The sequence below is a fragment of the Pseudomonas sp. Sample_9 genome, assembly GCF_004307535.1.
GTDB classification, from domain to species: Bacteria; Pseudomonadota; Gammaproteobacteria; order Pseudomonadales; family Pseudomonadaceae; genus Aquipseudomonas; species Aquipseudomonas mercuritolerans.
Genome location: NZ_RAZO01000109.1, coordinates 1 through 12,521, shown reverse-complemented (window position 1 = coordinate 12,521; position 12,521 = coordinate 1). Strand labels below are relative to the sequence as shown.

The following is a 12,521-nucleotide window of genomic DNA, read 5'->3' as shown; positions in this document are numbered from 1 at the left end:
TCAAACCACTTGAATGCCGTTCTGTACCCACAAGTGGTGGCTCGGATCCTCCTGCGCCGTGTATTGAACATAGTCGATGCCGTCGGCCTGTTGCGTGCCATCGGCGACCCAGCCATCGGTCATGTGCACGCTGTCCCTGTCGTCACCCTTGATCAGCAGGGTGTTGTTGTCCGAGGACGTGATCGCCAGCAGATCGCTGAGATTCAGTGTCAGCGCAACGGCACTGGAATGGTTGAGGTCGAGGATTTCGACGTTGTGGATCTTGCTCTGCAGATCGCCGAGGTTGATCGACACGTCGCCACCGGCCCAGAGCAGGGTGTCGGTGCCGCTGCCGCCATCGACTGAAGCGAACTGCTGGTCGGCGACGATCAGCGTGTCGTCGCCGCCGCCACCTTGCAGGGTGACGGCGCCCCCGTGCGAGCCGTCGAGGGTGTCGTTGCCCTCGGTGCCCTGGATCAGTTCGCTGCCAGCGACATGGGCCAGACCGAGGTCATCGCTGGCCAGCGCCGAGAACGCGGTACTGGCGAAAGCGCCGGCCTTGTTCAGGTCGATGGTCAGTGTGGCGGTATCGACCGTGCCGTTGGGGTGGGTGAGCTGATAGGTAAAAGTGTCTTCCTGACCGATCACGGCATCGGTCAGCCCGGCCTTGAGCGTGTAGGTGTAGTTGCCGTTGGCCTGCACCACCAGGGTGCCGTAATTGCCGAACAGCGAGACGCCGTTGTAACCCGGCGCGACGTAACTGCCGGCGACCAGCACGCTGAGCAAGGTGTAGACCGAGCCCAGCACATCGGCACCGCCGCCCGCGGTGTCAGTGAGCAGGTTGCCCGACACCGGTGTGTAGCTGCCGACCACGAACTGATTGTTGTAGGTCGCGACGTTGATCAGGCTGGTGTTGACGCTGGTCAGCAGGCCGAGGCCGCCCACTGCCACCCGCACCTGATAACTGCCGGCGGTCTGGTCGTCGAACTTGATCCCGTAGTTGCCGCCGCCGAGATTGACCAGCGCGTTGCCGCCGTAACTCTTGACCAGCACGTACTGGTTGGTGGCGGTGTTGAGCTTGTACAGGCCCACCGTCATCGAACCGAGCAGCGCCAACAGGTTGCTCGAATTGACCACCACGGTCAGGTCACTGACGGTATCGGCCGCGACCACGGTGTTGTAGTTACCGCTGCCGCCGCCCAGCAGCACATTGAACGTGCCAAGGGCAGAGTTGGTGGTGACTTCGCGGTTGATCAGGGTGACGTCAGTCGAGGCGATGTCCGCTGTGGCATCCACCACCAGTGCCGGGCTGCCAAGGTTGGCGTCATTCCACACTTCGCTGGCTTGCGGGCTGTCGATGCGCACGTACAGATTGGCGGTGTCGCTCAAGCCGTTCGGGTGCACCAGTTGATAGTTGAACACGTCGACTTTGCCGACGCTGCCGACACTGCCGTTCGGTTTGTAGCTGTAGTTGCCGTTGGCGTCGATGGTCAGCGTGCCGTACAACCCTTGCACCGTGGTGCCGGCGCCGGCGCTGACCCAGGCGCCGTTCTTGAAGATCTGCAACTGCGCGCCGTTGTCCGGGCCGGTCTGATCGGCCGTGCCATCGACGCCGACGTTGGTGATGACGTTGCCAGTCACCGCTGGCCCGGCAATGCCGTTGAACTGGGTCAGGCTGCTGACATCCAGTTGCAGCTGGGTATTGACCGTGGTCAGCACGCCGATGCCGGTGCTTGAAACCGTCAGTCGATAATCGCCTGACAGCAGGTTACCGATGTCGACCCGCACGCCTTGGCCGGCGAGCGCGATCAGGTCGAGCAGGCCGCCGCTGCCGTTGACATCCAGAGTCACCCAGTTGCCGCTGGCATCCTTGACTTGCAGGGTGTAGACCACGCCATCGATCAGCGAAATCAGGCTGCTGGTGGTCAGCGTCAGGGTCGGATCAAGACGCGTGCCGCCGGCGACGGTAAAAGTGAAGGTTTTCGAGAATCCGGCCAACAGCGTGGTGAACGAATCGTTGAAGGTCTGCGAGGCGGTGACCGGGGCCAGCGTGACGGTGCCGACGGCGAGGTTATCGCTGGCGATCACTGGCGCGTTGACGTCGACGTCCGGCGCAATGACGTTGGCGGCCACCGAAACGTTGCCGCGTGCGTCGCTGAGGTTGACGGTGAGGTTTTCACCGTTGATCTGCGCACTGCTCAGGGTGACGGTAAACACGCCGAGGTTGTTGACCGTGCCGGTGCCGAGAACGGCGCCGCTGGCCGACTTGATGGTGACGGTTGCGCCGACTTCGCCGGTACCGGTGACGGTCAGACCGTCGGCGCCGACCAGCAGCGCCGTGGCGGCAGCGGGCGGTGTCAGGTCTGGCGCCGTCGCGGTCGCCGCAGCCGATACGTTGCCGCTCGGATCGGCCTGGGTGACGCTGAGCACCTGGCTGTTGATCTGCGCCGATGCCAGTACTACCGAAAAGCTGCCGTTGGCGGCAACGGTCGCGGTGCCGAGCACCACACCGCCGACGCCGCGTACGCTGATGGTCGAACCGGGCACACCGACGCCAGTGAGCGCGGTGCCGCTGCCATTGACGCTGACGCCGGTCGGCGCGCCGGGCGCGGTAATGTCCGGCGCTGTCAGGCTGGCGTTGGGCGACAGATTGCCGGCCGGGTCGACCAGACGCACGGTCAACAGCTGCCCGTCGAGTTGCGCGGTGTTCAGGTTGAAGCTGAACGTGCCGCCACTGCCCACGGTGGTAGTGCCAATCAGCGCGCCGCCCAGGCCGTAGACGTTGACCGTCGCACCGGCTTCGCCCGTACCGCTCAAAGTCAGACCGTTGGCAGCGAGCGTCAGACCGCTGGCCGCGATCGGCGCCTGCACGTCAGGGGCCGTCAGATTGAAGACCTGCGATAGATTGCCCGTCGGGTCGGCCTGTTGAACGTTCAGCTGTTGGCCGTTCAGTTGCGCGCTGGACAGTTGCACGGTGAAGGTGCCGCCAGCATTGACCACGGCGGTGCCGAGGACGGTACCGGCTGCGTTGGTCACGCTGACGGTCGCGCCGGCTTCACCCGTGCCGCTGACCGCCAGACCGGTGCCGTTCAGGCTGACATTGCTCAGCGGCGCTGGCGCGGTGGTATCGGCGACGCTGAGGTTGGTAACCGGCGAAACGTTGCCCGCCGCATCACTCTGCGTGACGCTCAGTTGCTGGCCGTTGAGTTGCGCGGAGGACAAGGTCACCGAGAACGAGCCATTGCCCGCCACCGTCGCCGTGCCCAGCACCGCGCCACCCGCACCGCGAACAGTGACGGTGGCGCCGGCTTCACCGAGCCCGCCGAGGACCAGACCGGCGCCGCTGAGTACCAGTGCTGTCGGAGCGGCTGGGGGAGTGATATCGGGCGCGGTTACGTTAAGCCCGGATGAGGTGTTATTGGACGCATCGGTCTGACTCGCATTGAGCACCTGACCGTTGACCTGCGGCGTATTGAGCTGCGCGCTGAAGGTGCCATTGGCGCCGACCGTCGCATTGCCCAACACCACGCCGCCAGCGCCGGTGATAGTCACCGACGCGCCGACTTCGCCGCGACCGGTGACCAGTGTGCCGCTGGCATTGACCGCCAGATCGCTAAGTGGCGCCGGCGCCGAGGTGTCGCCTGCGGTGATTTCAGTCGGCAGCGAGGCGCCACCCAACGCAGTGTTGGCGGTGACTTCGAGGCTTTGGCCGTTGGTTTGCGCAGGCGTCAGCACCACGCTGAACGTGCCATCCTGGCCTGTGACGCCGGTGCCGATCAGGCTGTTGTCCGGCGCGTAGACATTGATGGTGGTGCCGATCGCCGCCGTGCCGGTCAGCGTCACGCCGTCGGCTGTCAGCACAAGATTGTCCGGCGCAGCCGGGGCTGGCACTGCCGGAACAGTCAGGTCGGCGTCTGCGGACACGTTAGTCGCGACGTCTGTCTGATTTACTATCAGCACTTGCCCGGCGGTGATGCCGGGGTCCAGATCGATCAGGAATGTGCCGTTGGCCGCGACCGTGCCGGTGCCGACTATATTGCCCAGCGCATCGGTCACTTCGACACTGGCGCCGGCTTCGCCACGACCGGCGAGTTGGCTCAGATCGCCGCTGATGGTCAGACCGGTGACGGCATCCGGAGCCGTGGTATCTGCCGCTGGGTAGAGCAGCGCTGGCGATGCGTTTTGCGCCTCGTCCGTCGCGATCACCGACAACAACTGACCATTGGCCTGAGCCGGATTCAGCGTGACGGTGTAGGTGCCGTCGCCCAATGCCACCGCTGTGCCGAGCACGGTGCCGGTGGCGGACAGCACAGTCACGGTGCTGCCGGCTTCGGCGGTCCCGGCGAGCAAGGTGCCGGCGCCGGTCAGCGATGTCACCGTTGGTGCGATAGGTGCAGTGCTGTCGGGCGCGTCGACCAGTACGGGCTCGGACTGGTTGTTTTGCGCGTCGGCTTGCACTACCGAGAGCGCGCGGCCATCCAGTTGCGCAGCCGACAACGTGACGCTGAAATGGCCATCTGCCGCCACCGTCGCCGTGCCGAGCACCACCGCGCCGTCAAGCACGGTGACGGTTGCGCCGGGCTCGCCGGTGCCGGTCACGGTCAAGCCGTCCTGACTGACGTCGAGGTCGGCGACTTCCAGCGGATCGGTGCTGTCGCCTGCCTGCAGAGGTGCTGTGGGTGAAATGTTTGAAGCCGGATCAGTCTGATTGACGCTCAACAGCTCGCCATTCACCTGCGGCGGATTGAGGGTCACGCTGAACGAGCCATTGCCGGTCACGGTTGCCGAGCCCAGTACCGTGCCAGTCGCGCTGAGCACGCGCACCGTGGCGCCGGCTTCACCGCTGCCGGTCAATGTCACGCCGTCGGGCGCGAGAACGAGGCCGGTGGGCGCAGCGGGCAGGGTGATGTCCGGCGCAGTGACGGGCACGATCGGCGAAGGATTACCCGCGGCATCGCGCTGGATCACCGACAAGGCTTCACCATTGAGCAGTGGCTGGTCGAGGGTGACGCTGAAACTGCCATCGGCCGCGACGGTGCCGGTGCCGACGATGGTGCCCAGCGCATTGGTGACGACTACCTGCGAGCCCGCCGCACCGGAACCGGTAATCAGGCTGCCGCTGGCGTCGATCTCGACATCGGTCAGTGCTGCAGGAGGCGTGCTGTCAGGCGCCGTCAGGGTGCCGGCAGGCGAGGCATTGCCGGCTGCATCCGCCAACACCACGAACAGCGCTTGGCCATTGGTCTGCACCGGGGTCACGGTGATCTGGAAACGACCATCGCTACCCACGGTGCCGGTGCCCAGTTCGGTGCCATCGGCCGAGGTAACCCGGACAGTGGCGCCGACTTCGCCGGTCCCGGTGAGGGTGTCGCCATCGGCATTCAGTTGCAGATCGGCCGGCGTCGCTGGCGGGGTCAGATCCGGTGCGGTGATCGACACCGGCGCGCTGACGTTGCCGGGTGGATCGGCCTGCTGCACGCTGAGGATCTGTTGATTGATCTGCGGCGGATTGAGGGTGACGCTGAAGGTGCCGTCGCCGAGTACCACGCTGGTGCCGAGCAAGGTGCCATTGGCATCGCGCACGGTCACGGTCGCGCCGGGTTCGCCAGTACCGATGACCAACGCGCCGGACGAGTTGATATCGACGTTGTCCAGTGGATCAGGCGGGGTGAAGTCCGGTGTGGTCAGGTTCACTGCCGGCGAGTCGTTGCCCGCTGCGTCGGCCTGGACCACGGTGATCACTTCGGCGTTGGTCAACGCCGGGTTCAGTGGCAGGGTGAAGGTACCGGTCGCGCTGACCACGGCGGTGCCAAGCACGTTGCCGTCGCTGTCGATGACGCGCACCTGCGCGCCCGGTTCGCCGCGCCCGGTCAGACTTGCGCCGTCGCCGCCGATGCTCAGTTGCGAAACGGCCGCTGGCGGTGTGCTGTCGACCGAAGTGAACGGCGTGGCTGCCGAAGTGTTGCCCGCCGCATCCGTCAGCGACACGGTCAGCGCCTGGCCATTGGCTTGCGGCGTGGTCAGGGTTATCGCAAACGTGCCGTCGATGCTCACGGTGCCGGTCCCGACCAGCGCTCCGGCGGCGTTGTACACGTTGACCGTGGTGCCGGCCTCACCGGTACCCGACAGCAAGGTGCCGTCAGGGCTTGCCACCAGCGCCGCCGGCGCATTGGGCGCGAGCAGGTCCGGGGCGATCAGGTTGACGCTGTTGGATTCGTTGCCGGCGGTGTCGGCCTGGCTCAGGCTCAAAGTCTGGCCAGAGGTCTGTGCCGGGCTGAGGGTGACGCTGAAGGTGCCGTTGGCCGCCACCACGGCGCTGCCGAGAACCACTCCGCCGGTGCCGAGCACGGTCACCGTGGCGCCGGCTTCACCGCGCCCGGTCAGGGCCGTGCCGTTCGGTGCCAGACTCAGTTCGCTGAGCGGCGTTGGCGCGGCGATGTCGGCAGCGGTGTAGTCGGTCGGTGACGAATTGATACCGGTGCTCGAGGTTGCCACGGCAGACAGCTGTTCGCCGTTGAGTTGCGCGGCGTTGAGGGTGACGCTGAAAGTGCCATTGGCCGCCACCAGCGCGCTGCCGAGCAACACGCCCGAGGCATTGCGAATGCTCACGGTGCTGCCGGCGGTGGCCGAGCCGGTGAGGGTCAGACCGTCGGCGCTGAGGGCCAGGTTGGTCGGTGCACTTTCCGCCAGATTGCCCGGTGCAGTCACCGGCGCCGCCGTTCCGGTGTTGCCGGCAGCATCGATCTGCACCACGGAAAGATTCGATCCAGCCACCGCAGCCGGGGACAACGTGACGCTGAAATTGCCGTTGCTGGCAACGGTCGCGGTACCCAGCAAAATACCGCCGGCATCGCGAACTTCCACGCTGGCGCCGACCTCGCCGATGCCGGTCAGGGTGGCACCATTGGCGCTCACCGCCAGATCGCTCGCTACCAACGGCGCCGTGCTATCGACCGCATTGACGATTGCCGGGGCCGACGGATTGCCTGCCGCATCGGTGGCCGTCACGTTCAGCGGCTGGCCATTGGTTTGCGGGCTGTTGAGGGTAATCTGGAAAGTGCCGTTTGCGGCCGCCGTGGTGGTCCCGAGAAGATTGCCCTGGCTGTCGCGTACGGTCACGATACTGCCGGCCTCGGCGTTACCGGCCAGTTGCACGCCGGCAGCATTGAGGGTCAATGCGCTCGGAATCGCCGGCGCGGTCAAATCCGCGGCGATGACTTCAACCGCCGTCGAAACGTTGCCCGGCGGATCTTCCTGAGTGACGGTCAGCACTTCGGCATTCAGTTGTGCTGCGTTGAGGGTGACCGTGAACGCGCCGGCACTGCCGACCTGCGCGGTGCCGAGCAAGGTGCCGTCGGCGCTGCGCACGGACACCGTTGCGCCCGGTTCGCCATGACCAGTGACGGTGACGCCGTCAGCATTCACCGCGACTTGGGTCAGTGCAGCTGGTGGGCTGATGTCGGGCGCATTGACGCTGGTCGATGGCGAGACGTTGCCGGCAGGGTCGGTCTGGCTGATCGCCAGCGCCTCACCATTGGTCGGCGCCGGCGCCAGGGTCACGCTGAACGAGCCGTCCGCGCCCACCACGGCGCTGCCCAGCAGGGTGCCGTTGGCGGTGGTGACATTGACGGTTGCGCCAGCTTCACCCGTGCCGCTGAGGGTGCTGCCATCGGCGCTGATCAGTGGATTCTGTACAGCGGCCGGCGGGGTGCCGTCTACGGTGATCACACCAGTGGAAGTCGAGGCGTTGCCATTGGCGTCGGTCAGAGTGACCTGCAGGGTTTCGCCGGTGTTCTGCGCGTTGGGCAGGGTGACCTGGAAGTTACCGCTCTGATCGACTACGCCGGTCGCCAACACGTTACCGGCGGCATCGCGCACGGTCACGGTGCTGCCGGCTTCGCCCTGGCCTTTGACCACGGTGCCGACGTCATTGATGCTGACGCCAGTCGCGGCAGCTGGAGGTTGCAGATCGGTAGCGATGATGCCGGCGGGTTGCGACAGGTTGCCGGCGGCATCGCTCTGGATCGCGGTAAGCGCCTGGCCATTAAGTTGTGCCGGCGTCAGCGTCAGGCTGAACGTGCCATTGCTGGCGACCAGTGCAGTACCGAGCACGGTACCTGTGGCGTCGGTGACAGTGACCGTCGCCCCGGCCTCACCGCGTCCAGTGAGTGTCGTGCCGTTGGCATTCAGCGCTAGATTGCTCACAGCATCCGGCGCGGTGCCATCGATCGCCGTCACCGTGCCCGGAATCGACACGTCACCGTCGGGACTTGTGGCGGTCACCTGGAGGACTTGCGCATTGATCTGTTTGCTACTGAGCAACAGGGTGAAGCGGCCGAAGCTGTTGATCAGACCTGAGCCGAGCACAGCGCCGCTGCTGCTGGTTACCGTCACGGTGCAACCGGGCGTACCGGCGCCGGTCAGGGTGAAACCATCGGCACTCAAGGCCAGATCGGTCGGGGTCGCGACCTGGCTACCGTCCAGTCCTGCCAGCGGCACGACGGGCGAATCATTGCCGCCGCCATCCGTGCTGATGACTTCCAGATTGCCGCCGGGCTCGGCCGGTGGGCTGAGGGTCACGATAAAGCGGCCATCCGCATCGGCCGTCGCGGTGCCCAGCACAGCGCCACCGCCGGCAATGCTGACGGTGACCGTGGTGCCGGGTTCGGCAAGGCCAGAGACCTGCGTGCCGGCGGGGTTGAGCGCGAGATCGCTGACCGGCGCCGGCGGCGTGCTGTCCGGCGCGGCAACGGTGCCTGGCAGCGAACTGTTGGCGCCGTCCGACACCACGACTTGCAAGGCTTCGCCATTGGTCTGCGCCGTATCGAGGTCGACCGTGAAGGCGCCCGTGCCGTCAGCGGTTGCGGTGCCGATGACGTTGCCGCCGGCATCCAGCACCTGCACCGTGTTATTGGGCTGCGTGATGCCGGTGACCGTGGCCCCTGCAGGATCGACGACCAGCCCGGTCGGTGCAGGCGGGGCGGTGATGTCCGGTGCCGTAACCGGCGTGGCCGGCGAGGGCAGGGCACTCGCATCGGTCTGGATCACACTCAGCACCTGACCGTCGAGCTGAGCCGGGCTCAGGTTGACGCTGAAATTGCCGTCGCTGGCGACCACCGTAGTGCCAAGCACCGTGCCGTCCGCTGCGCTGACGGTTACGGTGCTGCCCGCTTGCCCGGTGCCGGTCAAGGTCACGCCGTTACTGGCGAGCACGACATTGTCCGGCGCTAGCGGCGCGGTGGTGTCCGCTGCGGTCAGCGGCGTGTTGGGGGAGACGTTCACGCCATCCGATTGGCTCACTTGCAGTTGTTGGCCATCGATCTGCGGGCTGTTCAGCGGCACTGTAAAGGCGCCGGTGCCGTCGACGATTGCGGTGCCCAGCACATTGCCGGCCGAATCCTTGACCGACACGGTGGCACCGGGTTCGCCGGTGCCGCTCAGTTCAGTGCCGCCTGCATTCAGTGTCAGATCCGAAGGGGCAGTGGGGGCCTGGATATCCGGCGCTTCAACTGGAACTGCCGGCGAGCCCGACGGCGAGCCGTCGCTCTGCACGACGCTGAGGTTCTGGCCATTGGTTTGTGGCGAGGACAGGGTGACCTCGAACCGGCCGTTGCTGCCGACAATAGCTGTTCCCAGCACGGTCCCATTGGTGTCAGTGACAGTAACGGTGGCGCCGATCTGACCCGCGCCGGAAACTATGGCGCCATTGGCGGAAATGCTTACATCGGTCACGGCTACCGGTGTGGTCAGATCGGGTGCTATCACGTTGACCGGCGCCGATGGATTGCCGTCCGCGTCGGTCTGGATCACTTGCAGTTGTTGCGCATCGGTCTGTGGTGTGGAAAGTGGAATGGTGAAATTGCCGTCAGCGCCCACCGTGCCGGTGCCGATGATATTGCCGGCCGGATCGCGCACGGTAATCGAAGCGCCGATTTCGCCTGTGCCGGTCAGAGTCTGCCCTTGGCCGTCGAGCGTGACGCCCGTCAGCGGCGCCGGCCCTTGGGTGTCAGGCGTCACATAGTTCAATGGGGCAGAGGTGTTGCCAGCCGCATCACTGGCACTGATCTGCAACGTTTCGCCATTGTTTTGCGGACTGCTCAGTTGCAGGCTGAACGTGCCGTCCGCTGCCACCACTGCCGTGCCGAGCAGGTTGCCGTTGACATCGCGCACCGTCACGGTCGAACCGGCCTGGCCGCGTCCACTCAATTGCGTGCCATCGACGCTCACTGCGATGTCACTCGGTTGAGTCAGCCCGTCGAGGTCAACCGCGATGATAGTCACTGCTGGCGAAGGGTTGCCGGCGGCGTCGGTGACCAGCACGCTCAGCGCCTCGCCATCGATTTGCGCGGGGTTGAGTTGCACGGTGAACGAGCCATCGGCGGCGACCAAAGCTGTCCCCAGCAGCGTGCCTTGCGCATTGGAGACGCTGACTGTGCTGCCGGGTTCGCCACGGCCGGTCACCGAGAGGCCATCGCTGCTCACCGCTACATCGGTCGCCGCGGCGGGGCCGGTGATGTCTGGTGCGTTGAAGGTAACGGCCGGCGATTGCGCACCGGCGCTGTTGACCGCCACGACACTGAAGGTTTCACCGTTGGCCTGCGCACGAACCAGCGTCAGCAGGAAAGTACCGTCAGCGGCCACCGCCGCGCGCCCGAGCAATTCGCCGTTGGCGGCACGGACTTCAATGGTGGTGCCGGCCCGGGCGGTGCCGGTCAGTTGGCTGCCGTCGCTGCTCAAACCAAGATTGCCTGGCGTCGTCGGTTCGACGATCTCCGGCGCGCTGACCGTTGCGCCGGTCGAGATATTGCCTGCGGCATCGGTGGCATTCACTGTCAGCGGCTGACCGCCGGTTTGCGCAGGGCTGAGGACGACGCTGAAGGTGCCATCGGCCGCAACCACGGCGCTGCCGAGCAGGCTGCCATCGGCGGCGCGCACCTGGATGGTCGAGCCGACTTCACCGGTGCCGCCGAGTTGCCTGCCATCGGCGCTCACAGCGAGGTTGCCAGGCGCAGTGGGCGCGGTGGTATCCGGCGCAGTGACCGTACCCGGCGTCGAAACGTTGCCCGCAGGGTCGGTGAGCGTGACGTCGAGCGGCTGGCCATTGTTCTGCGGCGTACCCAGGTCGACCTGGAAACTGCCATCGGCGCCAACGGTACCGGAACCCAAAAGGTTGCCGGCTGCATCGCGTACCTGAACGACACTGCCAGCTTCGCCAAAACCACTCAGCACCCGGCCATCGGCCGACAAGGTTAATCCCGTCGCGGGCGCAGGAGGCGTCGCGTCTCCACCGCCACCACCACCTCCGCCGCCCCCACTTCCGCCGGCAGCGGCTGCCGCACCACCCGCGCCCAACAGGCCAAGCCCGGCAATCGCCCAGGCCGGCGTCGCGCCATCCACCACACCGACGCCAGCGATCAGCTCGTCCAGCGAATTGATTTCGTCAAAGGTAAAGCCATTGAACGGCTCGGCGCTGTAGCGCGCCTGCCACAGCGTCGCGTCGTCACCCTGAAAGACAATGTCATTGGGCACGCCGTCAGGGCTGGTGACAAAGAAATTGGAGATTTTGATTTGCTCGCCAGACTTCAGATTGACGATCAAATCCTGACCGCTGCGACTGGTCGACGCCAGTTGGTCGGGGCGGACCGGCATTTGTACAACTGAAGGCTGACTGAGCTGAACATTGCCCCAGTTCTGGGCAGTGAGCTGAGAATTGGCTTTGTCGGCAATGACGATGTTGTCCATTACTACTCCCTGTAAATGGGTGGGTGGACGTCCACGGATGGTTTTAAAACCATAGATAGGGAGTTTGAAATAAGGCTGCCTGATTTTTGGCGAGTTACCGAAGTGGCATTTTTCCGATGACTATCCAGCTGAAATTAAAAGAAATTTGTAAGGCTGCCGTTTGTCGGGCCGTTGGATCCAACGAATAATTGGATGAAACAAAATGTGTCTTTTTTAAAATTGGCAAAAAAGACCGAAGAGGAAGCAGAATCGCAACCGTAACGTTGATGGCTAATTAGTATTGAAATTATTAAGCGCTATAAATGAATTGCGCAGTCGTCCATTGGCGAAGGTATTAATCAATAAGCGCAGGAAGGACGACAAGCTTTGTATAAGTATTTACGCTTTTTCGTTTCAGCGGATTTTTCGCCTCCACATCACTTCATGCGCTAGCTATCGATCGCCGAAGTGATAGAGAACGGATGGGCACTAGTGTTTACGTGGCACAGAGCGCATCGCGATTTCTTTCAAACTCTCTGAACCGCTCAAGGTCAATCCTTGTAACGGTCACGTCATTCACATCAGAGGTGAAGGAATGGATAACTACCACATCAGTAAAAACCAGCAGCGCTGGGAACTGGTCAAAGAAGGCGCGCAGCGTGCGTCGAAAACGGCTGCGACCAAAGCCGAGATCACGCAGATTGCCAGCGACTACCTCCAAGACAAAACCGCCTCGCTGAAAATCCATAAAGAAGATGGGACGATCCAGGAAGAACGCACCTTTCCGCGCGCAGCCGACCCGCGAAAAACCAAAGGCTGAG

Annotated in this window: 2 protein-coding genes; one reads left to right on the top strand and one right to left on the bottom strand. The window is 64.5% G+C overall.

The features are described 5' to 3' along the window. Entirely contained in the window at nucleotides 1-11,721 is an 11,721-nt protein-coding gene (locus tag D6877_RS05560) for a BapA/Bap/LapF family large adhesin (RefSeq protein ID WP_130910115.1), read from the bottom strand. A 574-nt stretch (nucleotides 11,722-12,295) separates the two neighbouring features. Here D6877_RS05560 and D6877_RS05555 point away from each other — a divergent pair. Beyond that, nucleotides 12,296-12,520, top strand: a complete 225-nt coding sequence (locus D6877_RS05555; protein WP_039758787.1) for a DUF2188 domain-containing protein — start codon at nucleotides 12,296-12,298, stop codon at nucleotides 12,518-12,520. Nucleotide 12,521 lies beyond the last annotated feature (1 nt).